Raw genomic sequence first — 25,230 nt, 5'->3', positions numbered from 1 at the left:
TGCCGGCTTTGCCTCGCAGGCAGTGTAGTGGTGTACCGAATGGCATAATGCGGCAACGTGTTCAATGAAGGGATATTATGCGGATGCGTGTGTGGTTTTTATTAGCCAGTTTAATCCTCGCCGGTTGCAGCAGCCATGCGCCGCCACCCAGCGGCCGCCTGGCGGATTCTATCGTGGTGGTGGCTCAGCTCAATGAACAACTGCGCCAGTGGTACGGCACGCCATACCGTTACGGCGGCCTGGATCGCGGCGGCGTGGATTGCTCCGGCTTTGTTTACCGCACGTTCCGCGATCGCTTCGATATGCAGCTGCCCCGTTCGACCGAAGAGCAAACCTCGCTGGGCACCAAGGTCTCGCGCGACGAACTGATGCCGGGCGATCTGGTGTTTTTCAAAACCGGCGGCGGTGAGAACGGTTTGCACGTCGGCATTTACGATACCAACGACCAATTTATCCACGCTTCGACCAGCCGCGGGGTGATCCGCTCCTCGCTCGATAACGTTTACTGGAAACGGGTGTACTGGCAGGCGCGGCGCATTTAGCCTTAACCCGTTGATTTGGTGTATCATGGCGGCATCACGTGTTTTGAACGGTGCCTGCCATGAACAGTTTGCGTTTACTGATCTCCGACTCCTACGATCCCTGGTTCAACCTGGCGGTGGAAGAGTGCATCTTCCGCGAAATGACCACGCAAAAAATCCTCTTCCTGTGGCGCAATGCCGAAACGGTGGTGATCGGCCAGTCGCAGAACCCCTGGAAAGAGTGCAACACCCGGCGTATGGAACAGGATGGCATTCGGCTGGCGCGGCGCAGCAGCGGCGGCGGGGCGGTATTCCACGATTTGGGCAACACCTGCTTCACCTTTATGGCCGGCAAGCCGGGGTACGATAAAAGCGTCTCTACGAACATCATTCTGCAAGCGCTGCGGCAGTTGGGCGTAACGGCCGACGCATCGGGGCGCAATGACCTGGTGATGGAAACCGCCGACGGGCCGCGCAAAATATCCGGCTCCGCCTATCGCGAAACGCAGGATCGCGGTTTCCACCACGGCACGCTGTTGCTGAATGCCGATCTGGAGCGGCTGGCGGACTACCTCAATCCGGATCCCAAAAAACTGCAGGCCAAGGGCATCACCTCGGTGCGTTCACGCGTCGCCAACCTGGCGGAGTTTTTGCCGGGCATCAGCCATGAGCAGGTGTGTGAGGCGATCGTGCAGGCCTTCTTCGCCCACTATGGCGAGACGGCCGAGCCGGAGATCATTTCGCCGGATGTATTCCCCGATCTGCCCGATTTTGCCGCGCAGTTCGCCAAACAGAGCAGTTGGGAATGGAATTTCGGCAAGGCGCCGGCGTTCAGCCATCTGCTAAATGAACGCTTCGTCTGGGGCGGCGTGGACCTGTTCTTCGATGTCGAGAAGGGGACAATTGTTCGTGCGCAGGTATTCACCGACAGCCTGAATCCGGCTCCGCTACAGCGGTTGGCGGACATGCTGGTGGGCTGCGCGTACCGCAGTGAGCCCGTCGCCGCCTGCTGCGACCGCCTGGTGGCGGCCTATCCGCAACAGGCGGCTGAATTGACCGAGCTGCGGCAATGGCTGAGCGATACCATCCGCTAGCCGGGCGGTCTGGCTGCGAGGGGATGAGCGTGCTCATCCCTTTTTTTATCGCTGAAAGCGACGTTTCGCTGGGCGTAGCGCAGATTTTCTGAAAATCAAGGTGGGCATTTTTTCAGGTTTTCAATGCTGCGAATAACGGGCGGAATTGATGCGTTATTAAATTTAATCAGTCATCGTTAACGGCCGGAAAAATTGGCGTTAAGTCAGAAAGATTATTTTACTTTATTTAGGATTTTTCTTAATTAAAACAAAGGAGATAAGTCAAATTTGACCTCAAATCCATTCCACTTAAGCCAAATATCTTTTCGCATCACGCGCCGAACGAGAAAACTGGCATAAGTGCGGCTGCTTTTCTTTGCGCCGTTCGCGATTGTCGTATAGCTTTAATCTATCAATTAAATGATATTTTACGAGCATTTGCATTGATATTTCCGATTAATCCCAGAAGGATTGATCGATAAAATATATTGATATACGATGATACGCTAGCCATTCATCCTGTGGCATTAAAATGAACATCCAACTCGAAGCTGACTTTATTAGTAGCTATGTTTTTCAACCTGTTTACTCAATGGAGGGCGGGCTGTTGGCGGTGGAAATGTTGAGCCGTTTCAACAGTCTCGACGGTGATTTAGCCATGCCGGCCGAAATTGGGATTAATTTATTGGCGCCTGAACAAAGGATTGAGTTATTTAATGAGCAATTGAGACTGGCGGAGCAGCATGCTGCCTGGTTTACCGGTAACAGCGTGCAGTTGACCATCAATATCGAAGAAACCATCGTCGAGCTTATTCTTTCCGATCCGGCCTTGTGCCAGAGGATCCGGCAATATCCTTTTATTGCATTTGAAATGAGTGAGAGTTTTCCGAATCTTTCTGCCGGAAAGAACAATACGAGCGTGCGGCGATTAAGCGAATTGTTTACGCTGTGGCTCGATGATTTCGGTTCCGGTAAAGCCACGCTGACCGCGTTGTACGATGGTTTGTTTGACTACGTAAAGATAGACAAGCGTTTTTACTGGCAGCTGTTTACCCATCAGGGGTATGACGTGGTCATCGACTCGTTGTTAAAGAATATCAACCTGTTGTGTAAAGGCGTGATCGTCGGAGGAATAGAGAAAAAAGAGTACTTTAATAAACTCAGATACGCCGGTGTTTTAGGCCTGCAAGGTTTTTTATGGCCCAGCGTTGGTGTGGATAATCTGCAAGCTTTGCTGGCGATGCCCAGCGAGTTCAATAATTAAGAAGTGATACAAAAAAACTACACACAATGAGGTAAATAAGCGACGGGGTGATGTTTAGCGTGATTCAGTCGCCGTTATTCCCCCACGTTTTGCTGATAACCGCGTTTGTCAGCCGACGTTCAGCGCGTTTCCTCACGAGAAACCTCCCGCATCCGTTCTGGTGACAGGCGGATGCGTTCTCCCTGCATTCCTTCGGTGTTAATCCTCCCGTTCAGGCTCTACACTACGCTGAAACGGAGGGCCTATGCCGCAATTCGATAACGCTTACTATCAACAATTACCCGGTTTTTACACCGCCCTGAACCCGACGCCGCTCAAGGATGCGCGCCTGCTGTACCACAGTGAGCCGCTGGCGCGCGAGCTGGGGCTGGATGACAGTTGGTTTACTCAGGATAAAACCCCGATTTGGGCGGGGGAAACGCTGCTGCCGGGCATGCAGCCGTTGGCACAGGTGTACAGTGGCCACCAGTTCGGCGTCTGGGCCGGGCAACTGGGCGATGGGCGCGGCATTTTGCTGGGCGAACAAGTCCTGGCGGACGGCAGTCACCGTGACTGGCACCTGAAGGGCGCCGGGCTGACGCCGTATTCACGCATGGGGGATGGCCGCGCGGTGCTGCGTTCGGTTGTCCGCGAGTTTCTGGCCTCTGAGGCGTTGCACCATCTGGGGATCCCCACCACGCGTGCGTTAACTATTGTCACCAGTCAACAACCGGTATACCGCGAGCAGCCGGAACGCGGCGCGATGCTGCTGCGGGTGGCGGAAAGCCATGTGCGCTTCGGTCACTTCGAACACTTTTATTACCGCAAACAGCCGGAGCAGGTGCGGCAGCTGGCGGATTTCGTCATCGCCCGTCACTGGCCGCAGTTGCAGGATCAGGCCGATCGTTACCTGTTGTGGTTTACCGACGTGGTCGAACGCACGGCGCGCCTGATCGCCCATTGGCAAACCGTCGGATTCGCCCACGGCGTGATGAACACCGACAACATGTCGATTCTCGGCATCACCATCGATTACGGCCCTTACGGCTTCCTCGATGACTATCAGCCCGGCTATATCTGTAACCATTCCGACCATCAAGGGCGTTACGCCTTTGATAATCAGCCGGCGGTGGCGTTATGGAACCTGCATCGCCTGGCGCAAACCTTGTCGGGGCTGATGACTGCCGAACAGCTGCAGCAGGCGTTGGCGGCGTATGAACCGGCGTTGATGCGCGCCTATGGCGAACAGATGCGCGCCAAACTGGGCTTCTTCACGCCGACGGCGCAGGATAACGACGTGCTGACCGGCCTGTTGAGCCTGATGGCCCAGGAAGGGCGGGACTATACCCGCACGTTCCGCCTGTTGAGCGAAACCGAACAGCAACAGGCGCAGTCGCCGCTGCGCGATGAGTTTATCGACCGCGCGGCCTTCGACGCCTGGTATCAGCAATATCGTCAGCGTTTGCAGCAGGAGCAGGTCAGCGACGCGGAGCGGCAACGGGCGATGAAGGCGGTGAACCCACGGCTGATCCTGCGCAACTACCTGGCCCAGCAAGCGATTGAGGATGCGGAGAAAGACGACGTCGGCCGTTTGCAGCGGTTGCATCAGGCCTTGCTGCGGCCGTTCGACGATGCGCCGGAGTATGACGATCTCGCCGCGCTGCCGCCGGACTGGGGCAAACATCTGGAGATTTCCTGCTCCAGCTGAGATGAAAAAAGGGCGCCTCATGGCGTAATGCTGGTCAGTTAGCGTTTTTATGCAGGCGTTCGTGAAATTTTCGGTCGATAAAAGTGAGATGCCCCATGTGGCTCCCACACCTCGACCGAGCCAGGGGCCGAAGGCGCGGCCCCTGACAACCCGCGCCTTTGCCCTGTCAGACGGTTGGCTTTGCCAACTGCCCTCTCTCCGCCATAGCGCATTGAGGCCGGTTGCGACAGGCGTCCCTGCCTGTCTCACCTGAAACCGCCGTCCATGGCGGTTTCTCCTAATGCGCTATGCCTGCGTTCGGCGTCTTCAAGGGCGCCCAACACCGCGCTCATCTCCAACTTCTCTACCACAACCTCATAAGCGACAGATTTCCCGATAGCAGCCAGCTCAGGTGTTGACCTTGGGCGCGCATCACCGGCTGCCGAGCAAGACGGCGTTGTCAGGGGCAACCGGCCAGGGAAGGCCGGTTGAGGCGAGACTAACAGGGACGTTTGTCGCAGCCGACCCGCCCGACAACGCAGACGCGGCGAGGGTATCCGCATAGCGGACAGACGGTGTTAAGCAAAGGCGCGGGTGGAGGGGCCGCGCCATCGGCCCCTCCAATTGCCGTTCATGTTGGCCACAGAGAAATGCGGGACATTTACGGCAATTCCCCTGCACAGAACGCCCAGAGGCTGGATAAAAAAATGCCACTCAGGATTAACTGAGCGGCATTACGCCTCATGGCGCCCTTGAACGTTTCATTGGCGCAGATAGACCTGCGGCAACGACACTTCGGGATGATGAATCACGCCGAGATCGGCCTGGTACCAGCGGGTGAGGATTTCCGTCTGCAACACTTCCTGCGGTGTGCCGCTCGCCACCAGGCGCCCCTGATGCAACAGCAGGATGCGGTCGGCGTACAGCGCCGCCAGATTGAGATCGTGCAGCACACAGCAGACGCCCAGCGGCTGTTGGCGCGTCAACGAGCGCAGCAGGCGCAGGGTATGCTGCTGGTGGTAAAGATCCAACGCCGAAGTCGGCTCGTCGAGGAACAGCCAGGCGGGGGACGGCTGCGGCTGCCACAGCTGTGCCAATACCCGGGCCAGTTGCACCCGCTGCTGTTCGCCGCCGGACAGCTGACGATAGTCGCGCTGCGCCAGCGCCAGGCAATCGGTCTGCGCCATCACCTGTTGGATCGCCTGGTGCTCGTCGCGTTTGCCGTGCGGCGCGCGTCCCATGCTGACCACTTCTTCCACGCTGAAGGGGAACGCCAGATCGCTGTATTGACGCATCACGGCTCGGACTTTGGCCAACTGCTGCGGCGCCCAGTGTTCCAGCGGGCGGCCAAGCAGCCGGCATTCGCCGCAGTCCGGCGTCAAATAGCCGGTCAGCAAACGCAGCAGTGTCGATTTGCCGGCGCCGTTAGGGCCGATAATCGCCACCATTTCACCGCCGGCGAGGCTGAGCGAAACATCGTTGATCAAGCGGCGCGTACCGAGGCTGTAGCGCAGCTCCCGGGCCGTGAGGTTGGCGGCGTTATCCACTGGTTCGCTCCCGCTGGCGCATCACCAGCCACAAGAAGTAAGGGCCGCCGATCAGGCTGGTCATCAATCCCACCGGCATTTCGGCCGGCGCCACCAGCGTGCGCGCCAGCGTGTCGCTGACCAGTAGCAGGCAGGCGCCGCCCAGAGCAGAGCAGGGCAGCAGCCAGCGGTGATCCCCGCCGAGGCGCATGCGCACCAGATGCGGCACCACCAGACCGACGAAGCCGATCACGCCGCTCATCGCCACCGCCGCGCCGATCAACAGGGCGCTCAACAGCAGCAGCTGCAGCTTGGCGCGCTGAACGTTCACCCCGAGGTAGTGTGCCTCTTCGTCCCCCAGCTGTAACAGGTTCAGACGACGCGCCTGCAGCAGCGTCAGCAGTGCCGTGGGCAGGATCAGCGAGGCGGAAACGGCCAGCGTCGGCCATTGCGACTGGCTGAGGCTGCCCATCATCCACAGCGAGAATTGGCGCAGCTGTTGATCGCTGCTGATGTAGGAGAGCACGCCGATGGCAGCCATACACAGGGCGTTGATCGCGATGCCCGCCAGCAGCAGCCGCGACAGATTGCCGTGCCCGCTGCGGCTGATGCCGTAGATCAACAGCGATACCAGCAGGCTGCCGAGGAACGCCGCCAGCATGTGGCCATACAACGCGATCGTCACCGGCAACGCCAGCGGCATCACGATGAACAGCGCGACAAACAGCGCGCCGCCGCTGCTGATGCCCAGCAGGCTCGGATCCGCCAGCGGATTGCGGAACAGCCCCTGCATTACCGCGCCGGATACCGCCAGCGCACAGCCGATCACCACCGCCAACAGCACGCGCGGCAGACGAATGTTCAGCCAGATGTGCCAGGCGGCGTCGCTGAAGGGTTCGCGCCACAGGGTGCCAAACGACAGCGTCAGCGCGCCCAGGTTAGCGGCGACCAGCGCCAGCAGCGTCAGCAGCACCAGCAGGCCGATGATGGCTAACTGAGGCGAGGTGCGGCAGCGCATTACTTTTGCTCCGCCGCGTGGCGCAGTTTGGCCAGCGCCGCCGGCGTTTCCAGACCGAAGCCCAGCAGCGCCATGTCATCGACGATCAGCACGCGACGCTGCTTACCTGCCGGCGTCAACGCCAGACCCGGCAACGTCCACAGTTGCTGTTCGCCGCCGAGGGTGCGCACGCCGTCGGTGGTGACCAGCAACAGGTCCGGCGCGCTGGCGATGACGCCTTCCTGCGACAGCGGACGGTAGCGGTCAAAACCCTGCATGGCGTTTTTCAGTCCGGCGGCGGCGATCACCGCGTCGGCGGCGGTGTGTTGCCCGGCCGCCATCGGCGTAATGCCGCCGTGGCTCATCACAAACAGCACCTTGACCGGCAGCGGAGTGGTATCGACCGCCGCCAGCTGCTGTTGATAGCGCTCGCTCAACTGCTTGCCTTGCTCATCACGCTGCAGCGCGGCGGCGATCGCGGCGATTTTTTGCGGCACCGCCTGCAGGGTGGTGTCACCCGGCACGCTGACGACCTTGACGCCGCTGTCCGCCAGTTGTTTTAGCACCAGCGCCGGCTGCGCCAGCTCGGTCGTAAGAACCAGCGTCGGTTTCAGCGCCAGAATGCCTTCGGCGTTCAGCTGGCGCATGTAGCCGACGTCCGGCAGCTTTTTCACCGCTTCCGGATGCAGGCTGGTGCTGTCGCGGGCGATCACGTCGTCGCCGGCGCCGAGCGCAAAGGCGATTTCCGTCACGTCGCCGCCGATCGAGACGATGCGCTGTGCGGCGGCGGCGGTGAGCGGCAGCGTCAGCGTCACCATCAACGCCAGGCGGCGGATCAAGGAGGATTTCATGCGGCGATGTCCTTGGCGGCGAGCGCGGCGACCTGCTCGCGCCACTGGGTTTGTTCCGGTTGGCCTTCGGTGCGCTGGCCATACAGCTGCGCGATCTGCGTGCCATCTGCGGCGAACAGCTCCAGGCTGGTGACGATGCCGTCTTTGGTCGGTTTGCGGGTGATCCAGCTTTCGGCGATGGCGTTTTCAATCAGGTGCAGCGTGAAGCGGCGGTTGAACACGTTGATCCAGCCTTCCTGCGGCATCAAGCGTTCGATCTGGCCGGTGAAGATCTGCACGCAGCCACGGTTGCCGACGAAGATCATGATCTCATTTTGCTGTTGCTGCGCTGCCTCCAGCAGTTGCGACAGCGCGCTGTTGTCCACCTGATAGGCCAGATCGTCGCCGACGGCGCGGAAGGCCTGCTGGCGCGTCAGCTTATTGCGGCTCAGCAGCTGGAAGAACTGGTGCACGTCGGTCATCGCGCGCCATTCAGCGTCGATTTTGGCCTGATCCTGCGTGGCTTCATCGGAGGTGGCCGCCTCGGCGGGCTGCAGCGCCAGCGCCGGGTTTTCTTCGCTCAGGTGGCGTTCCACCAGCGCCATCCAGGCCGGCAGATCGGTTTCCTCGGTGGTGTAGACCTTGTGCAGCGCATCGCCCTGCGGGTCAAAGAACTGAATGCTGTGGCGCACGCCGCGCTTGTTGGTTTCGCTCATGGCGAAGACGCTGGTCCAGTGGTTGAGGAACAGGCGCAGATCCAGCTCGCGCGGGTTGAGGATCAGCCCGGCGTGGCCGTTGAGGTGCTGGTTGCGGTAGCGGCCCATCTGCTCATGCACCGCATAGCTGTTGCGGGTGATGGACTTGGTGACGCCCACTTGCTCGAGTTCGGTCAGCAACGTGCGGGCGTCGGCCTGCAGGCGGCGAGCGTCGTGGCCAACGCGGGCGTGCGTCAGTTCCGCTTCGCTGACGCCAAGGATCGCCGCCAGATCGCGGGCGTATTTGCCGGGATGGTCGATTTTAGCCTGTTGGTAACGTTCGTACAGGGTGTTGCTCATGCGGGATTCTCCTGCGCTGTGATGCGAATGGCGGACACACCGTATGTCCGCCAGATAGTCAAATGATCACCACTGGTAGCTGACCAGCAGTTTGGCGTTGCGGCCATCCTGCGGGACGCCCTGCGGCGAGTAGTACTCTTTGTCGAAGGCGTTGCCCAGCACCACGGTGGTGGTGACGCCCTGCAGACGGTCGCGGCCTTTGTAGCTCAGATAGAAGTCGTTAACCCCGTAGCCGCCTTGCTCCGGCGTCCCCGTCTGCACGCGGGTGGCGCGTTCGGCGAAGGTGGCGACCCAACCGGCGGACAGACCGGTTTCGCCCAGCGGCACATCCAGCGAGCTGGTGACGGTGTCCGGATTGATGCTGCTCAACCAGTCACCGGTCGCTTCATTTTTGCCGCGGGTGCGGTTATAAGCCAAATCCCAGCCGAACCAAGAGGTTTTATAGCTGAGCGTAGCGTCCCATCCCCAGATTTTTGCGCGATCGATATTGGTCGAGAAGGTGGTGCAACTGATGCAGTAAGGGCCGCGCGGGCCGCGTCCCAGCTCCATGGTGACGTCGGTTGTGATGTAATCCTTGGCTTTGGTATCGAAATAGCTCGCTTTGAACTGCAAGCTATCATCGGCGAGCAGCAGATCGTCGAAACGCAGACCAAATCCGTACTCTTGAGTTTCATTGGTTTCCGGTTTCAAATTAGGGTTCGGCACCCAATAGTTGGTGATGGTGGTAGGCCCCATTGGGATGGAGAAGTGTTTGGAGTCGTTGTACATCTCACCCATCGTCGGTGCGCGGAACGCCTGAGAATAGGAGCCGAACAGCATCAGCCAGTCGGTGGGGGTAATGCTGACTGCGCCGCGTGAGGACCATTTGTTCGCATTCACATCGGCATAGCCGTCACTTGAGCCCTTGTAATTGTCATAGCGGGTGCCGGCGAGCAGGGTGACGGGCAGATCGCGCAGCGTGATTTCGTCCTGCAGCCAGCCTGAAGCGAAGTTGATTTTTGCGTGCGGGAAACTTTCGGTCGCTCCGCCCGGCGTTTGCTCCTGTTTGTAAGCCTCGGTGCCGTAGGTCAACAGGTGCGAAGCGAAAGTATCTGCAAACAGGCGTGTGCGGTTTTCGAGTTTGGCGCCTTTAGTGGTTTGTTTGCGCGCTTCATCTTCGCTGCCGCTGGCGTGCGCGTTAATTTTCACGTCCGAGTAATACACTTTCGCTTCAGCATCCAGCCAATCCTGGCCGACCGGCTTCAGTTTGTAACTCAGAGCCGCGTCGCGTTGGATCGTCGAACGATCGGTCATTAAGTTTCCAGCGGAGCTGGCTGGCGTTTGTGGGTTTTTCGGCTCTTGGGCGCTGTTGTTGTAGTAACGAAGGTTGCCGCCCAGCGACTGGTTGTCGTCGATCTTCCAGGTGCCTTTGGCCAGCACGTTGTTGATGGTTTCGTCGTTGGGGGCATCGAAGCCATTGCCCTGGCGCAGATTGCCGACGTCGCGGGTGCCGAACGACAGCAGGCCGTCGAGGTTATCGGTCTTGCCGTAGGCGCTGGCGCCCATGCCCAAGCTGTGATCGCCGCTGCCGGCGGTGCCGTAGACGCGGAACCCGCTGTCGTGGCCTGGCAACAGCAGGTCGGCGGCGTCGACAGTTTCATAAGACACTACGCCACCCAGCGCGCCGCTGCCGTACAGCAGGGCAGAAGGGCCGCGCACGATTTCGATGCGCTTCACCAACGCAGGATCTAAAAATGTGCCGTTAATATGGCCGGTATCGGTGCCCTGGCGGATGCCGTCGACCAGCGTCAGCACGCCGCGTCGGTCGTAACCGCGCATCATGAGATCCTGCCCATTGCTGCGGCCGGAGCCCGTGACGGTAATACCCGGCACGCGGCGCAGCATATCGGCAGCGGTCCCCGCAGTTTGGCTTTCCGGCGAACTGCCTTCGATGACCGTCACCATCATCGGCGCTTCAAAGCTGCTGCGCTGATTGCCGGTGGCGACCACGGTCATGGTTTCGTCAGCGGCTTTGGCTTTTTTGGCCGGCGTCGCGGGGGAAGAAGAGGGTGTCGTGCTGGTGTTTTGTGCCAAGGCCACCGTAGGCAGAGCGCAGGCAATCGCCAGACTCAACGCGGAAAAACGCAGCCGGGTGGAAAATGTCAGAGGCATGGTGCAACTCTCCGTATGTAATGAAACATATCAATAGATTTGCTGGCTGCCTGGATCACAAGATCGGGGTGGCTGGCGTTTGAGGATGCTGTGGTTATTTGGTCAGGATCAATTTCCCTGCCTTGGTCTGCCGCAGTTGATAGCGCTGGCCCTGATGGGTAATGAACGCGATGCCGTCGGCGCCGAGCAGCTGTGCGCTGTCGTAGCTGGGCGGCGCGTTTGCGCTGTGCTCGGTCGGGGCCGCGGCGGCGGGAGTTGGCGTGTTGGCAGTATCCATCATCTTTGTGCTTATAAAACAGACCATTAAATGGTAATTAATATCAAATTGAGAATCATTATCATGTGATGGAAAGGTTACATCAAGGAAAATTTTCTTACCGATGGAACCTTTTTGCCGAACGGACATCCGGCGACGGGCCGAACACGCTCGGCCCGTAAAAAAGAGGGGATTATTTCAGCAGGGTTTCGATACGGTCGAACAGACGCTCAGGTTTGGTGATCGGCGCAAAGCGCGTGACACGTTGACCATCGGCGGTGAGCAGGAATTTGGTGAAATTCCATTTGATGCGGCGGCTGCCCAGAATGCCGGGCGCCAGGCGTTTCAGTTCGTTGAACAGCGGATGGGCGCCGGGGCCGTTGACCTCTATTTTGTTGAACAGCGGGAAACTGACGCCGTAGTTGAGGCTGCAAAAATTGGCGATCTCAAGCGGACTGCCCGGCTCCTGAGAACCAAACTGGTTGCAAGGGAAGCCGAGCACCATCAACCCGCGTTCGCGATAGTATTGCCACAAATTTTCCAGCCCGCGGTATTGCGGGGTGAAGCCGCACTTGCTGGCGGTGTTGACCACCAGGTAAGCGCGCGCCGGGAAATCGCCCAGCGTTTTTTGCTCGCCCTGCAGCGTGACGCAGGGGATGGATAACAGAGAGTGAATCATGCCGGGGCTCCCAGTGCGTTGCGGCGGGTGTTAAAGGATTGCGATCAGTATAGATGAGCGAAACAGGGGAGATAAAGCCGGGGCGTGGCCCCGGCCTGCGATAGGCTAGAAGCGGCTATCGATGGCATCCGCCAGCATCGCCAGCAGCTGTTCGCTGTCGGACCAGCTCAGGCAAGGATCGGTGATCGACTGGCCATAGGTCAGCGGCTGGCCGGCGACGATTTTCTGCGTGCCTTCCACCAGGAAGCTTTCCGCCATCACGCCGGTGATGGCGGCAGAGCCAGCGCGGATCTGCTGGCAGACATTGTCGGCCACTTCCAACTGACGGCGATGCATCTTCTGGCAGTTGCCGTGGCTGAAGTCGATCACCAGGTGCTCCGGCAGATCGAATTCACGCAGGCTGTCACAGGCGGCGGCGATATCGCTGGCGTGGTAGTTCGGCGTTTTGCCGCCGCGCATGATGATGTGGCCGTACGGGTTGCCGCTGGTCTGGTAGATGGTCATCTGACCATGTTTGTCCGGCGACAGGAACATGTGCCCGGCACGCGCCGCGCGAATGGCGTCGATGGCGATGCGGGTGTTGCCGTCGGTGCCGTTTTTGAAGCCGACCGGGCAGGAGAGCGCCGAGGCCATTTCACGGTGGATCTGGCTTTCGGTGGTGCGCGCACCGATGGCGCCCCAGCTGATCAGATCGGCGATGTATTGGCCGACGACCATGTCCAGGAATTCGGTGGCGGTCGGCAGGCCGAGCTGGTTCACCTCCAGCAGCAGGCGGCGCGCCATTTCGATGCCGCGGTTGACCTGGAAGGTGCCGTCCAGTGCCGGATCGGAGATCAGGCCTTTCCAGCCGACAACGGTGCGCGGTTTTTCGAAGTAGGTGCGCATCACGATCTCCAGGCGATCCTGGTAGCGTTCGCGCAGGGTGTTCAGCCGGCCGGCGTAATCGACGGCGGCGTCGAGATCGTGGATGGAGCAGGGGCCGATCACCACCAGCAGGCGGCGGTCTTCGCCGGTAAGGATTTTTTCAATGCGTTTACGTGACGCTGTCACGTTATCGGCGACGGCCGCCGAGATCGGCAGCTTATCCGCCAACGCTTGCGGCGTGACGAGGCTGTCGATGCGCGCGGTCCGCAGTTCATCTGTTTTGTGCATGTTGTTCCCTGGAAACTGTTCTTCTCTGCGGCAGGAGCGCCGGGAAGTGATGGCGATCACAATAACGCAAAAAGCGCTGAATTCAACCGTAGAGATTGCGTTCTGTTGATCAAAGCCGCGAAAAAAAGCACAAAAAAATCAGCTGCTGCTGAAATAAACGGCAGGCGGCGGGGCGCGATGGCCCCGTGGGGAAAGATCAGAACATGCGGCGGCTCATGCCGAGGATATCGAGGATTTTGGTGGAGATCTCTTCGACCGAATAGTTGGTGGTGTTGAGGTAGCGGATCTGGTTTTTGCGGAACAGCGCCTCGACCTCGGCGATTTCCATGCGGCACTGGCGCAAGGAGGCGTAACGGCTGTTTTCGCGCCGCTCTTCACGGATCGCCGCCAGGCGCTCCGGATCGATGGTCAGGCCGAATAATTTATGCTGAAACGGTTTCAGCGAGGCCGGCAGATGCAAATTGTCCATATCGTCGGCGATAAACGGGTAGTTGGCGGCGCGGATGCCGAACTGCATCGCCAGATAGAGGCTGGTGGGGGTTTTGCCGCAGCGCGAGACGCCGAGCAGGATCACCTGCGCCTGATCGAGGTTGCGCAGCGAAATGCCATCATCGTGCGCCAGGGTATAGTCGATGGCGGCGATGCGGGCGTCGTACTTGCCGAGGTTGCTGGCGGTCAGGCCGTGGGTGCGGTTCGGCACCGGCGTCGGTTCCACGTCCAGTTCGCCCTGCAGCGGGCCGACCAGCGCCTGCACGATATCCTGGCAGAAGCCCTGGCTCTGGACGATCACATCGCGCACTTCCGGCGAGATGATGGAGTAAAACACCAACGGGCGCACGCCGGTTTCATGGTAAATATCATCGATTTGCTGGCGAACTGCGCGTGCGCGGGCCTCGGTTTCGACAAACGGCAGGGTATAGGTGGTCGCCGTGACCGGGAACTGCGACAGCACCGCGTGTCCCAGCACTTCGGCGGTGATCGCCGTACCATCCGAAATATAAAAAACGCTTCTTTCCACCCGAGGCTCCTTACCTGAAAACGGTGTTCCTGCTGTCATCACTGTCAATATCATGGGCCGCAGACGATCCGTCGGTAAAGGGGCGAGAGAAAAAATTGTGACGACGGGGCGATAAACCGCCATGCGGCGGCGCAGGCGGAAAGCGCGATTAGCGGCCATAAAAAGTGCGGCCCAGCGGCGCTTTTCCACCTGAAGCGCGAGTTTGCCGTTATTTTCACCAAAAACGGTAGCGTTTGCGCGGTCATTAAAACAGAAGTTTAAAAAGAACGTAATTTGTTGAGAACTAAGCTTTTCGTGCGTTTGGGAACGGTTCCCAGGCAAATCAGCCGGTTAGGACATTCTCTTAAAAACCACTTTCTTCAGTGGGTTGATCGATTCACCTTTCCATTTTCCCCGGATCAGTGTGCTAGTCTGATTCGGCTCCGCGTTTAGCGGCGCCGTAAAGCAAGCGAATTAAATCCGTCTTTACCCTACTGATAGCAATAAGGATTGTCTCGATGTCCAACAATGGCCCAGACTTGCGTAATGTGCTTTGGTACAACCAGCTTGGCATGCACGACGTTGACCGTGTCGGCGGCAAAAACGCTTCCCTCGGTGAAATGATCACCAATCTTTCCGATTTGGGCGTGGCCGTGCCGAACGGTTTTGCCACCACCGCGCAGGCGTTTAACGATTTCCTCGAACAAAGCGGTGTTAACCAGCGCATCTATCAGTTACTGGATCAGACTGACGTTGACGACGTTGCACAACTGGCCAAGGCCGGTGCCCAGATCCGCCAATGGGTGATCGACACGCCGTTCCACGCCGAGTTCGAGCGTGAAATTCATCAGGCTTACCAACAGCTCGCCGACGGCGAACCGGAAGCCTCCTTTGCGGTGCGCTCTTCCGCCACGGCGGAAGACATGCCGGACGCCTCCTTTGCCGGCCAGCAGGAAACCTTCCTCAACGTGCAGGGCATCGACGCCGTGATGGTGGCGATCAAGCACGTGTTCGCGTCGTTGTTCAATGACCGCGCTATCTCTTATCGCGTGCACCAGGGCTACGACCACCGCGGCGTGGCGCTGTCGGCGGGCGTACAGCGCATGGTGCGCTCCGATCTGGCCTCCTCGGGCGTGATGTTCACCATCGACACCGAGTCCGGCTTTGATCAGGTGGTGTTCATCACCTCCGCCTTCGGTCTGGGTGAGATGGTGGTGCAGGGCGCGGTGAACCCGGATGAGTTCTATGTGCACAAGCCGACGTTGCAAAAAGGCAAGCCGGCGATCGTGCGCCGCAACCTGGGCTCGAAAAAAATCCGCATGGTGTACGCGCCGTCGCAGGATCACGGCAAGCAGGTGCGCATCGAAGACGTGCCGGAAGCGCAGCGCAGCCGGTTCTCGCTGACCGATGACGAAGTGCAGGCGCTGGCGCATCAAGCGATCCTGATCGAAAAACATTACGGCCGCCCGATGGATATCGAGTGGGCGAAAGACGGCCACACCGGCAAACTGCTGATCGTGCAGGCGCGCCCGGAGACCGTTCGCTCCAACGAACAGACCATGGAACGCTATCAGCTGAACGGCTCCAGCCCGGTGCTGGTGGAAGGCCGCGCCATCGGTCATCGCATCGGCGCCGGTCCAGTGAAAGTGATTCACGATATCAGCGAAATGGATCGCATCCAGCCGGGCGACGTGCTGGTGACCGACATGACCGATCCGGACTGGGAGCCGATCATGAAGAAGGCCGCTGCGATCGTCACCAACCGCGGCGGGCGCACCTGCCACGCGGCGATCATCGCCCGTGAGCTGGGCATTCCGGCGGTAGTGGGCTGTGGCCACGCCACCGACGTGCTGAAAGACGGCCAGAAAGTCACCGTATCCTGTGCGGAAGGCGACACCGGCTTCGTTTACAGCGACATGCTGGACTTCAGCGTGCAGAGCTCCGAAGTGACCGAACTGCCGGATCTGCCGCTGAAGATCATGATGAACGTCGGCAACCCGGATCGCGCTTTCGACTTCGCGCGTTTGCCGAACGAAGGCGTGGGCCTGGCGCGGCTGGAATTCATCATCAACCGCATGATTGGCGTGCACCCGCGCGCGCTGCTGGAGTTCGATCAGCAAACGCCGGCGTTGCAAAACGAAATTCGCGCGTTGATGCAGGGCTATGACCACCCGGTCGAGTTCTACGTCGGTCGTTTGACCGAAGGGATCGCGACGCTGGGCGCCGCCTTCTGGCCGAAGCGCGTGATCGTGCGTCTGTCCGACTTCAAATCCAACGAGTACGCCAACCTGGTGGGCGGCGACAAGTATGAACCGCACGAAGAGAACCCGATGCTGGGCTTCCGCGGGGCCGGCCGCTACGTGGCCGACAGCTTCCGCGATTGCTTCGCGCTGGAGTGCGAAGCGGTGAAACGCGTGCGTAACGAAATGGGGCTGACCAACGTCGAAATCATGGTGCCGTTCGTGCGCACCGTGGCGCAGGCGGAAGCGGTGGTGGCCGAGCTGGCGCGTCAGGGGCTGAAGCGTGGCGAAAACGGGCTGAAAGTGATCATGATGTGCGAGATCCCGTCCAATGCGCTGCTCGCGGATCAGTTCCTTGAGCACTTCGACGGCTTCTCCATCGGCTCCAACGACATGACCCAGCTGGCGCTGGGGCTGGATCGCGACTCCGGCGTGGTGTCGGAACTGTTCGACGAACGCAACGACGCGGTGAAAGCGCTGCTGTCGATGGCGATCCAGGCGGCCAAACGCCACGGCAAATACGTCGGTATCTGCGGCCAGGGGCCGTCCGACCATGAAGACTTCGCCGAGTGGTTGATGGAGCAGGGCATCGATAGCCTGTCGCTCAATCCGGATACCGTAGTGCAGACCTGGATCAACTTGTCGAAAAAGAAATAAGGCTTCGGCGTTGCTAAGGCATTAATACCCGGCCGCAGTTTACGCTGCGGCCTTTTTATTTCTGAATGTAAATAACGGCGCGTTAAATAATCAATTTGGCGAAAAAAGAATAAAAAAAAGCCCATCGTAGGAGATGGGCAAAGACTACACACAGCAATTCACATGTATGGCATTACATTGTTCAGAAAGGTTGCTTTAAAATCAGTGATTTGAAGCAATAGATGGCCATAATACTAGATATTTGAACGCGACTAGTCATTAAGAATCATCCTAATCGATAGCGGTATCACCATTTATTTGCGGGCGTTATCTCTTTTTGCATTTTGCAGCAAACACGGATTTACATTGCACCTTTCCATTTGCCGCGCCTTAATCAATAAACAACGGCATTATATTTGGCGAAGATATTACCCGAATGAGGTAGGCGTAGTGAGAGGGGAAACTCTTCCGCCCGGCGATGCGGGCGGAAGGGAGGGCGATTAACGTTTTTCCAGTTCTTCGATCACTTGCTCCGGCGCGGTGGTCGGCTCCGGCGCTTCATCCATCCAGGCGGTCAGCAGGCGATAAGACACCGCCAACACCACCGGGCCGATGAACAGGCCGATCATGCCGAAGGCCAGCAAACCGCCGATAACGCCGGACAGGATCAGCAGCAGCGGCAGATCGGCGCCCATGCGGATCAGCACCGGGCGCAGCACGTTATCCAGCGTGGCCACCACGCAGCTCCAGACCAGCAGCACGGTGCCCCAGGTGGTGTCGCCGTGCCAGTACAGCCAAATGATGGCCGGCACCAGCACCAACAGCGGCCCCAATTGCGCCACACAGCAGATGAAGATCAGCATCGTCAACAGGGTGGCGGCCGGAATGCCGCTTACCGCCAGACCGATGCCGCCCAGCACCGACTGCACCAGCGCCGTCACTACCACGCCCAGCGCGACCGCGCGGATCGCCTGGCCACCCAGCAGCACCGCCGCATCGCCGCGCGCGGAACCGAGGCGTACCGCAAAGTGGCGGATACCCAGCGCGACCTGTTCGCCGCGCGCGTACAACAAGGCGCTGAACAGCAGCATCAGCGCGCAGTGCAGCAGCAGGCGGCCGATATGCGCCGCCTGCGCCACGAACCAGGTGGCGGTCTGGCCGAAGTATGGCTGTACCTTCGCCAGCAGCGCGGCGCCGCCGGCGTTAACCAGCGTATGGTAGCTGGTATAGAGCTTGTCGCCGATCATCGGGACGGATTGCAGCCAAGCGAGGTCGGGAATATGCAGCTTGCCTGGCGAGCTGGCCCAGGCGATCAACGGCGCGCTGTTATCCACCACGCTGCTGATCAGCAGGGAGATGGGCAGAATGAACAGCAGGATCAACAGCAGGGTCATGACCAGCACCGCCAGCGAGCGGCGGCCCCACAGCAGCTTTTGCAGTTTGAGCAGCAGCGGCCAGGTGGCGATGACCACCATGCCCGCCCAGGCGAAGCCGAGAATAAACGGTTGGATCACCCAGAAACAGGCGACGATCATGATGGCGATAAACAGCACGCCGAAAATAATTCGCGGTAAGTCGTAACGCGATTGCGGGAGTGGCATCAGTGGGTTCTCATCCTGGTCAATTAAATCCCTGGCACCGGCGAATCGGGGTGCCTGTCGGTCGGTTTATCACCGCCGGGCGGCCGCCTGTGGCGGCGCTCGCAGGGCGGTAATAATGTGAATGCCTTCACTAAACGAGTATGTTAGTTTTTAGTGTCACTAAAAAATAGGGTGGGTCTGAATTAAAGGCCCGATTCAGCGTACATCAGCGCATAAAAAATAGACGGACAGGGTCAAAAAAGCGAATGATCCCACAGATTTCTCAGGCGCCCGGCCTCGTTCAACGGGTGCTCGACTTTTTGGAAGCACTGAAGCAAAACGGATTCAACGGCGATACCGCCACCAGCTACGCCGACCGGCTGACGATGGCCACCGACAACAGCATTTACCAGCTGTTGCCCGATGCGGTGGTGTTTCCCCGTTCCACCGCCGACGTGGCGCTGATCGCCCGCTTGGCGGGGGAAGAGCGTTTCAATACGCTGACCTTCAGCCCGCGCGGCGGCGGCACCGGCACCAACGGTCAGTCGCTTAATACCGGCATCGTGGTCGATATGTCGCGTCATATGAACCGCATTCTGGAGATCAACGTCGAACAGGGCTGGGTGAAAGTCGAAGCCGGGGTCATCAAGGATCAGCTGAATCAATATTTGCGGCCGTTCGGCTACTTCTTCTCGCCGGAACTGTCCACCAGCAACCGCGCCACCTTGGGCGGCATGATCAATACCGACGCCTCCGGCCAGGGCTCGCTGGTATACGGCAAAACCTCCGATCACGTGTTGGGCCTGCGGGCGGTGCTGCTGGGCGGCGAGATGATCGACACCCGCGCCATGCCGACGGCGCTGGCGGAAACGATTGCCCTGGAAGAGACCGCCGAAGGGCGCATCTACCGCACGGTGCTGAATCGCTGCCGCGAGCAGCGCGCGCTGATCCTGGAAAAATTCCCCAAACTCAACCGCTTCCTCACCGGCTACGACCTGCGCCACGTGCTGAGCGACGATCTGCAAACCTTCGATCTGACGCGCATCCTCACCGGTGCGGAAGGCACGCTGGCCTTTATCACCGAAGCGCGGCTGGACATTACGCCGCTGCCGAAGGTGCGTCGTCTGGTTAACGTGAAATACGACTCCTTCGACTCGGCGCTGCGCAATGCGCCCTTTATGGTCGAGGCCAAGGCGCTGTCGGTGGAAACCATCGACTCCAAGGTGCTGAATCTGGCGCGTGAAGATATCGTTTGGCATTCGGTAAGCGAACTGATCGCCGACGTGCCGGATAAAGAGATGCTTGGGCTGAACATCGTCGAATTCGCCGGCGACGACCGCGCGCTGATCGACGGCCAGATGGAGACCCTGTGCCAACGGCTGGATGAACTGATCGCCCAGCGGCAGGCCGGCGTGATCGGGTACCAGATCTGCGGCGACCTGGCGGGCATCGAGCGCATTTACAACATGCGCAAGAAGGCGGTCGGGCTGCTGGGCAACGCCAAAGGGCGCGCCAAGCCGATCCCGTTCGCCGAGGATACTTGCGTGCCGCCGCAGCACCTGGCGGACTATATCGTCGAGTTCCGCCAACTGCTCGACGACCACAAGCTGAGCTATGGCATGTTCGGCCACGTCGATGCCGGGGTGCTGCACGTGCGTCCGGCGCTCGACATGTGCGACCCGCAGCAGGAGGTGCTGATGAAGCAAATCTCCGATCGGGTGGTGGCGCTGACCGCCAAATACGGCGGCCTGCTGTGGGGCGAGCATGGCAAGGGGTTCCGCGCGGAATACAGCCCTGAGTTCTTCGGCGAAACGTTGTATGAAGAGCTGCGCCGCATCAAGGCGGCATTCGACCCGGATAACCGCCTGAACCCGGGCAAGATCTGTTCGCCGCTGGCGGTGGATGCGCCGATGATGCAGGTGGATGCGGTCAAACGCGGCACCTTCGATCGCCAGATACCGGTCGAGGTGCGCACCTCGTTCCGCGGCGCGCTGGAGTGTAACGGCAACGGTCTGTGCTTCAACTTCGACGTGCGCAGCCCGATGTGCCCGTCGATGAAGATCAGCGGCAACCGCATTCATTCGCCGAAAGGGCGGGCGACGCTGGTGCGCGAGTGGCTGCGTCTGTTGGCCGAGCAGGGCGTCGATCCGTTGGCGCTGGAGAAACAGCTGCCGCAGCAGCGCCTCAGCTTGCGCGGTCTAATCGAGAAAACCCGCAACAGCTGGCATGCCGGCAAGGGCGAGTACGACTTTTCGCACGAAGTGAAAGAGGCGATGTCCGGCTGTCTGGCCTGCAAGGCCTGTTCCACCCAGTGCCCGATCAAAATTGACGTGCCGGGGTTCCGTTCGCGCTTCCTGCAGCTTTACCATACCCGCTACCTGCGCCCGGTGAGCGACTACATGGTCGCCGGCGTAGAGAGCTATACCCCGTTGATGGCCCGCGCGCCGAAGGTGTTCAACTTCTTCTTCCGCCAGCCGTGGCTGCGGGAGATGAGCCGCAACGCCGTCGGCATGGTCGATCTGCCGCTGTTGTCCAGCCCGACGCTGCGTCAGCAGCTGTCAGGCCACCGGGCGACCACGCTGACGCTGGAACAGTTGGAAGGGTTGAACGCCGAGCAACGCGAAGAACACGTGCTGATTGTTCAGGATCCGTTCACCAGCTATTACGACGCCAAAGTGGTGGCGGATTTCGTCCGGCTGGTGGAAAAGCTCGGTTATAAACCGGTGCTGCTGCCGTTCTCGCCGAACGGCAAGGCGCAGCATGTGAAGGGCTTCCTGACGCGGTTCGCCCGCACCGCGCGCAAAACCGCCGATTTCCTCAACCGCGTGGCGCAGCTCGGCATACCGCTGGTGGGCGTCGATCCGGCGCTGGTGCTGTGCTATCGCGACGAATACCGCGAGATCCTCGGCACCGAGCGTGGCGATTTCCAGGTGCAGCTGGTGCATGAATGGTTACAACAGCGGATCGCGGATCGCGCCGAACAGCCGGCGACCGGCGAACCCTGGTATCTGTTCGGTCACTGCACTGAAACCACCGCGCTGCCGGCCAGCGGCCAACAGTGGGCGGCGATCTTCGCCCGCTTCGGCGCCAAACTGGAGAACGTCAGCGTCGGCTGCTGCGGCATGGCCGGCACTTACGGCCATGAAGCCAAGAACCTGCAAAACTCGCTCGGCATTTATGAGCTATCATGGCATCCGACGCTGCAGCGTTTGCCGCGTCAGCGCTGCCTGGCGACCGGCTATTCCTGCCGCAGCCAGGTGAAACGCATCGAGGGCAATGGCGTGCGCCACCCATTACAGGCACTTCTGGAGATGATTGAGTGAAATTGTGGAAACGTGAAACATCGCTGGAGCAGCTGAACCGTGCCGGCGACGGCTGCATGGTCAGCCATGTGGGCATCGAGTTTACTCAGCTGGGCGAGGATTTCCTGGAAGCCACCATGCCGGTGGACGGCCGCACCCGGCAGCCGTTCGGGCTGCTGCACGGCGGGGCGTCGGTGGTGCTGGCGGAATCGATGGGATCGATGGCCGGCTACCTGTGCAGCGAAGGCGAACAGAAGGTGGTAGGGCTGGAGATCAACGCCAACCACCTGCGGGCGGTGTTCGATGGCCAGGTGCGCGGGGTGTGCCGCGCACTGCACGTTGGCCGCCGTCATCAGGTGTGGCAGATAGAGATCTTCGACGCGCGCGATCGGCTGTGCTGCACCTCGCGTCTGACCACGGCGGTCATCGACTGATCCCCGCCGGTTTCCGCAGGCGATCGGCCTGCGGAGCGCTTCGTTTTACAGCTGAAACGGCACGCGTTTGACGAAGTCCTTCTGAAACGCGTTCGCCTTCTCCCAGGTGCCTTCCATCGCATATTTTTGGCAGATCAGCGTCAGCGTGTGGCGGGCGAAGTGGTAGCTTTGCACCCGAAACAGCTGGCAGCGCTGCGGATTGTTGATCTCGACGATCAGCCGGTTGTGCAGCTTGCTGAGCGCGTGCAGATAGCTGTCATCATCGCCGTTCTCCAGGCAAAGATTGGCCATGGTGAGGCTGACGCTGTTGTACCGCTTCAGATGATCAATATTGCATTCCGGGCGGCGCAGCGCCGCTTCGGCCATATAAAAGTCCACCGTGGCGTCGCGCACGCTGAATTTGTAGTCATCAATCTTGCCCAGCAACCATGCGTTGATCGAAAGAGTCATTGGCTTCGCGCTCAAATTCAAATTGAATGATAATCATTATCATATAAACTGCCGCGTTGCCGATCAATCCCCGTGGCGGCGTTTTTTCATTCCATGGGGGTAAAAGGCCATCGACGGCCCAACTTAACCCAGAGCGACTAAACTTTAACTTAAAGGCCGCGCCTTGCGCCGCGGCGCAAAATGCCGATAAACGCACATTTACGACAGACAGAATGCAGAAATAGGTATTTTCTATGAATGTTTAGATCGGCAACGCACCGCGGCGCTGTAACGCTGACGGGCCACCGGGGAGTGCGGTACGGTGATGCAGGATAAAGAACAAATTCATAGGGATAGCATGCACGCCTTGCCGCCACACGCCGCAAGCCGCCACGGATGTCCCGCTGGCTTGCCGCACGCCGCAGCGAAAAACCGCGCTCGCGGCGGATACCCCCGCAAAACAAACGGTTGAAGTGATAATCGTTATCACTAACATATAAGTAACCCAGATTGGCTGTGGCCAAACACGAGTGTGAGGTAGACCCTATGCAAACGGAAAATGTCGGCACTTTTTCTTTGGACGAGAATGTCTGGCAAGGCATTTCGCTCAGCGACAGCGCCGTACGACAAATAACGAAACTGATGCAGCAGGATCCGCAGGTGAAAGGGCTGCAGCTAGGGGTAAAACAATCCGGCTGCGCCGGCTTTGCCTATGTGCTGGATCTGACCCGCGAACCCGCCGATGACGATCTGCTGTTTGAGCGCGACGGCGCCAAACTCTATGTGCCGCTGAAGGCGATGCCGTTTATTGACGGCACCACGGTAGATTATGTCCGCGAAGGGCTGAATCAGATATTCAAATTCAATAACCCTAAAGCTCAGCATGCCTGCGGGTGCGGCGAGAGTTTTGGCGTTTGAGCGATGCAATCAACATGACACGAAGCAATGTAGAAATGCCTAATGAAGTGCAGGCTTGGGTCAGCGAAGGTCGCTACAAAGAAGGTTTCTTCACCCAGCTGGCAACCGATGAGTTGGCCAAGGGCATCAACGAAGAGGTGGTGCGCGCCATCTCGGCCAAGCGCAACGAACCCGAGTGGATGCTGGAATTCCGCCTCGAGGCCTACCGCGCCTGGCTGCAGATGGAAGAGCCCCACTGGCTGAAGGCCAATTACGAACGCCTTAACTACCAGGACTACAGTTACTATTCGGCGCCGTCCTGCGGCAGCTGCGACGACGCCTGCGGTTCGCAGCCCGGCGCCGAGCAGCAACCGGGCGCGGCGACGGAAAAAGACTACCTGACCAGCGAAGTGGAGCTGGCGTTTAACCAGCTCGGCGTGCCGGTGCGCGAGGGCAGCGAGGTGGCGGTGGACGCTATCTTCGACTCGGTCTCGGTCGCCACCACTTACCGTGAAAAACTGGCGGAGAGCGGGGTGATCTTCTGCTCGTTCGGCGAAGCGATCCAGGAATACCCGGATCTGGTGCGCCAGTATCTGGGGCGCGTGGTGCCGTCCAACGATAACTTCTTCGCCGCGCTGAACGCCGCGGTGGCCTCCGACGGCACCTTCGTCTACGTGCCGAAGGGCGTGCGCTGTCCGATGGAGCTGTCGACCTATTTCCGTATCAACGCCGCCAAAACCGGCCAGTTCGAGCGCACCATTCTGATCGCCGACGAAGGCAGCTACGTCAGCTACATCGAAGGCTGTTCCGCCCCGGTGCGCGACAGCTATCAGCTGCATGCGGCGGTGGTGGAAGTGATCCTGCATAAAGACGCCGAAGTGAAATACTCGACGGTGCAGAACTGGTTCTCCGGCGGTGAGAGCAAGGGCGGCATCCTCAACTTCGTCACCAAGCGCGCGCTGTGCGAAGGCGCCGGCTCGAAAATGTCCTGGACCCAGTCGGAAACCGGCTCGGCCATCACCTGGAAATACCCGAGCGTGATCCTTCAGGGCGACAATTCGATCGGCGAATTCTTCTCGGTGGCGCTGACCAGCGGCCATCAGCAGGCGGACACCGGCACCAAGATGATCCACATCGGCAAAAACACCAGGTCGACCATCATCGCCAAAGGCATTTCCGCCGGCCACAGCGAGAACACCTATCGCGGCCTGGTGAAAATCCTGCCGGGGGCGGAAAACGCCCGTAACTTTACCCAGTGCGACTCGATGCTGATCGGGCCGGACAGCGGCGCCCACACGTTCCCTTACGTTGAAGCGCGCAACAACAGCGCGCAGCTGGAGCACGAAGCCACCACCTCGAAGATTGGCGACGACCAGCTGTTCTACTGCTTGCAGCGGGGCATCAGCGAGGATGACGCCATTTCGATGATCGTCAACGGTTTCTGCAAGGACGTTTTCTCCGAGCTGCCGCTGGAGTTCGCCGTCGAGGCGCAGAAACTTTTGGCCATCAGCCTGGAACACAGCGTGGGCTAATCGCCGCATTTTT

At 59.6% G+C, this 25,230-nt stretch carries 20 protein-coding genes and 1 other RNA gene; 9 read left to right on the top strand and 12 right to left on the bottom strand.

All coding sequences use genetic code 11. From position 1 onward, the window contains the following. Positions 1 to 77: 77 nt before the first annotated feature. The 4 genes from J0X03_RS13070 to J0X03_RS13055 all read left to right on the top strand — a co-directional run bounded on the left by J0X03_RS13070 (position 78) and on the right by J0X03_RS13055 (position 4,545). Entirely contained in the window at positions 78 to 542 is a 465-nt protein-coding gene (locus tag J0X03_RS13070) for an NlpC/P60 family protein (RefSeq protein WP_016927954.1), read from the top strand. A 59-nt stretch (positions 543 to 601) separates the two neighbouring features. Then, on the top strand, positions 602 to 1,615 hold the full coding sequence (gene lplA / locus J0X03_RS13065) for a lipoate--protein ligase (RefSeq protein ID WP_033642890.1): 1,014 nt from the start codon (positions 602 to 604) through the stop codon (positions 1,613 to 1,615). Positions 1,616 to 2,126: 511 nt separating this feature from the next. Beyond that, a complete protein-coding gene (locus J0X03_RS13060) occupies positions 2,127 to 2,858 on the top strand; it encodes an EAL domain-containing protein (RefSeq protein ID WP_033642891.1) in 732 nt (243 codons plus the stop codon). 244 nt (positions 2,859 to 3,102) lie between these two features. Continuing rightward, a complete protein-coding gene (locus J0X03_RS13055; RefSeq protein ID WP_033642892.1) occupies positions 3,103 to 4,545 on the top strand; it encodes a protein adenylyltransferase SelO in 1,443 nt (480 codons plus the stop codon). Positions 4,546 to 5,285: 740 nt separating this feature from the next. Here the strand turns inward: J0X03_RS13055 and J0X03_RS13050 are convergent. From J0X03_RS13050 to ppsR, 9 genes are all read right to left on the bottom strand, one after another. Next, positions 5,286 to 6,071, bottom strand: a complete 786-nt coding sequence (locus J0X03_RS13050; RefSeq protein WP_033642893.1) for a heme ABC transporter ATP-binding protein — start codon at positions 6,069 to 6,071, stop codon at positions 5,286 to 5,288. After that, complete coding sequence (locus J0X03_RS13045; RefSeq protein ID WP_033642894.1) at positions 6,064 to 7,068, bottom strand: FecCD family ABC transporter permease; 1,005 nt, start codon at positions 7,066 to 7,068, stop codon at positions 6,064 to 6,066. The genes J0X03_RS13050 and J0X03_RS13045 overlap by 8 nt, the downstream gene beginning before the upstream one ends. Further along, positions 7,068 to 7,898 carry a heme/hemin ABC transporter substrate-binding protein gene (locus J0X03_RS13040; protein WP_033642895.1) on the bottom strand — a complete coding sequence of 277 codons (831 nt, stop codon included), beginning with the start codon at positions 7,896 to 7,898 and terminating at the stop codon, positions 7,068 to 7,070. The genes J0X03_RS13045 and J0X03_RS13040 overlap by 1 nt, the downstream gene beginning before the upstream one ends. Continuing rightward, entirely contained in the window at positions 7,895 to 8,932 is a 1,038-nt protein-coding gene (locus tag J0X03_RS13035) for a hemin-degrading factor (protein WP_033642896.1), read from the bottom strand. The genes J0X03_RS13040 and J0X03_RS13035 overlap by 4 nt, the downstream gene beginning before the upstream one ends. A gap of 66 nt (positions 8,933 to 8,998) precedes the next feature. After that, positions 8,999 to 11,083, bottom strand: a complete 2,085-nt coding sequence (locus J0X03_RS13030; RefSeq protein WP_069100236.1) for a TonB-dependent hemoglobin/transferrin/lactoferrin family receptor — start codon at positions 11,081 to 11,083, stop codon at positions 8,999 to 9,001. Positions 11,084 to 11,177: 94 nt separating this feature from the next. Then, positions 11,178 to 11,360, bottom strand: coding sequence for a hemin uptake protein HemP (gene hemP, locus J0X03_RS13025; RefSeq protein ID WP_016927944.1), 183 nt, complete (start codon positions 11,358 to 11,360; stop codon positions 11,178 to 11,180). A 172-nt stretch (positions 11,361 to 11,532) separates the two neighbouring features. Continuing rightward, positions 11,533 to 12,018, bottom strand: coding sequence for a glutathione peroxidase (locus J0X03_RS13020; protein ID WP_033642898.1), 486 nt, complete (start codon positions 12,016 to 12,018; stop codon positions 11,533 to 11,535). A gap of 105 nt (positions 12,019 to 12,123) precedes the next feature. Further along, entirely contained in the window at positions 12,124 to 13,170 is a 1,047-nt protein-coding gene (locus J0X03_RS13015; RefSeq protein WP_047576003.1) for a 3-deoxy-7-phosphoheptulonate synthase, read from the bottom strand. A 196-nt stretch (positions 13,171 to 13,366) separates the two neighbouring features. Continuing rightward, positions 13,367 to 14,227, bottom strand: coding sequence for a posphoenolpyruvate synthetase regulatory kinase/phosphorylase PpsR (ppsR, locus tag J0X03_RS13010; RefSeq protein WP_160880175.1), 861 nt, complete (start codon positions 14,225 to 14,227; stop codon positions 13,367 to 13,369). A gap of 458 nt (positions 14,228 to 14,685) precedes the next feature. On the opposite strand from ppsR, the gene ppsA reads away from it, so the two are divergent. Then, entirely contained in the window at positions 14,686 to 17,064 is a 2,379-nt protein-coding gene (ppsA, locus tag J0X03_RS13005) for a phosphoenolpyruvate synthase (RefSeq protein ID WP_033642901.1), read from the top strand. Positions 17,065 to 17,173: 109 nt separating this feature from the next. Here ppsA and rprA read toward each other — a convergent pair. Further along, positions 17,174 to 17,283: antisense sRNA RprA (gene rprA, locus J0X03_RS13000), an RNA gene on the bottom strand. A 260-nt stretch (positions 17,284 to 17,543) separates the two neighbouring features. Then, positions 17,544 to 18,644 (bottom strand): AI-2E family transporter YdiK, encoded by a 1,101-nt coding sequence (gene ydiK, locus J0X03_RS12995; protein WP_042784360.1) that lies wholly within the window; start codon positions 18,642 to 18,644, stop codon positions 17,544 to 17,546. A gap of 245 nt (positions 18,645 to 18,889) precedes the next feature. Between ydiK and ydiJ the strand changes: the two genes are divergently transcribed. After that, entirely contained in the window at positions 18,890 to 21,946 is a 3,057-nt protein-coding gene (ydiJ, locus tag J0X03_RS12990) for a D-2-hydroxyglutarate dehydrogenase YdiJ (protein ID WP_160204248.1), read from the top strand. Further along, a complete protein-coding gene (gene menI / locus J0X03_RS12985; protein ID WP_016927938.1) occupies positions 21,943 to 22,359 on the top strand; it encodes a 1,4-dihydroxy-2-naphthoyl-CoA hydrolase in 417 nt (138 codons plus the stop codon). Before ydiJ ends, menI begins: the two co-directional genes overlap by 4 nt. Before the next feature lie 45 nt (positions 22,360 to 22,404). On the opposite strand, the gene J0X03_RS12980 is transcribed toward menI, so the two are convergent. Beyond that, positions 22,405 to 22,809, bottom strand: coding sequence for a hypothetical protein (locus J0X03_RS12980; protein WP_004931369.1), 405 nt, complete (start codon positions 22,807 to 22,809; stop codon positions 22,405 to 22,407). 525 nt (positions 22,810 to 23,334) lie between these two features. Here J0X03_RS12980 and sufA point away from each other — a divergent pair. Both sufA and sufB read left to right on the top strand, forming a co-directional pair. Further along, positions 23,335 to 23,706, top strand: coding sequence for a Fe-S cluster assembly scaffold SufA (gene sufA, locus J0X03_RS12975; RefSeq protein WP_004931368.1), 372 nt, complete (start codon positions 23,335 to 23,337; stop codon positions 23,704 to 23,706). Between the two features lie 14 nt (positions 23,707 to 23,720). After that, positions 23,721 to 25,217: a Fe-S cluster assembly protein SufB gene (gene sufB, locus J0X03_RS12970; RefSeq protein WP_004931367.1), complete on the top strand. Its 1,497-nt coding sequence runs from the start codon at positions 23,721 to 23,723 to the stop codon at positions 25,215 to 25,217. The last annotated feature ends 13 nt before the right edge of the window (positions 25,218 to 25,230 follow it).

This window comes from Serratia ureilytica (genome assembly GCF_017309605.1).
Lineage (GTDB): Bacteria > Pseudomonadota > Gammaproteobacteria > Enterobacterales > Enterobacteriaceae > Serratia > Serratia ureilytica.
This window is presented reverse-complemented; position numbering and strand designations above follow the sequence as displayed.

What these genes read in the sequence shown, in the direction of transcription:
- J0X03_RS13040 (WP_033642895.1), bottom strand. Translation starts at nt 7,898, where the DNA reads ATGAAATCCTCCTTGATCCGCCGCCTGGCGTTGATGGTGACGCTGACG.
- J0X03_RS13055 (WP_033642892.1), top strand. Translation starts at nt 3,103, where the DNA reads ATGCCGCAATTCGATAACGCTTACTATCAACAATTACCCGGTTTTTAC.
- J0X03_RS13030 (WP_069100236.1), bottom strand. Translation starts at nt 11,083, where the DNA reads ATGCCTCTGACATTTTCCACCCGGCTGCGTTTTTCCGCGTTGAGTCTG.
- sufB (WP_004931367.1), top strand. Translation starts at nt 23,721, where the DNA reads ATGACACGAAGCAATGTAGAAATGCCTAATGAAGTGCAGGCTTGGGTC.
- ydiK (WP_042784360.1), bottom strand. Translation starts at nt 18,644, where the DNA reads ATGCCACTCCCGCAATCGCGTTACGACTTACCGCGAATTATTTTCGGC.
- J0X03_RS13070 (WP_016927954.1), top strand. Translation starts at nt 78, where the DNA reads ATGCGGATGCGTGTGTGGTTTTTATTAGCCAGTTTAATCCTCGCCGGT.
- J0X03_RS13060 (WP_033642891.1), top strand. Translation starts at nt 2,127, where the DNA reads ATGAACATCCAACTCGAAGCTGACTTTATTAGTAGCTATGTTTTTCAA.
- ydiJ (WP_160204248.1), top strand. Translation starts at nt 18,890, where the DNA reads ATGATCCCACAGATTTCTCAGGCGCCCGGCCTCGTTCAACGGGTGCTC.
- ppsA (WP_033642901.1), top strand. Translation starts at nt 14,686, where the DNA reads ATGTCCAACAATGGCCCAGACTTGCGTAATGTGCTTTGGTACAACCAG.
- J0X03_RS12980 (WP_004931369.1), bottom strand. Translation starts at nt 22,809, where the DNA reads ATGACTCTTTCGATCAACGCATGGTTGCTGGGCAAGATTGATGACTAC.
- ppsR (WP_160880175.1), bottom strand. Translation starts at nt 14,227, where the DNA reads ATGACAGCAGGAACACCGTTTTCAGGTAAGGAGCCTCGGGTGGAAAGA.
- J0X03_RS13015 (WP_047576003.1), bottom strand. Translation starts at nt 13,170, where the DNA reads ATGCACAAAACAGATGAACTGCGGACCGCGCGCATCGACAGCCTCGTC.
- J0X03_RS13045 (WP_033642894.1), bottom strand. Translation starts at nt 7,068, where the DNA reads ATGCGCTGCCGCACCTCGCCTCAGTTAGCCATCATCGGCCTGCTGGTG.
- J0X03_RS13035 (WP_033642896.1), bottom strand. Translation starts at nt 8,932, where the DNA reads ATGAGCAACACCCTGTACGAACGTTACCAACAGGCTAAAATCGACCAT.
- lplA (WP_033642890.1), top strand. Translation starts at nt 602, where the DNA reads ATGAACAGTTTGCGTTTACTGATCTCCGACTCCTACGATCCCTGGTTC.
- J0X03_RS13020 (WP_033642898.1), bottom strand. Translation starts at nt 12,018, where the DNA reads ATGATTCACTCTCTGTTATCCATCCCCTGCGTCACGCTGCAGGGCGAG.
- hemP (WP_016927944.1), bottom strand. Translation starts at nt 11,360, where the DNA reads ATGGATACTGCCAACACGCCAACTCCCGCCGCCGCGGCCCCGACCGAG.
- sufA (WP_004931368.1), top strand. Translation starts at nt 23,335, where the DNA reads ATGCAAACGGAAAATGTCGGCACTTTTTCTTTGGACGAGAATGTCTGG.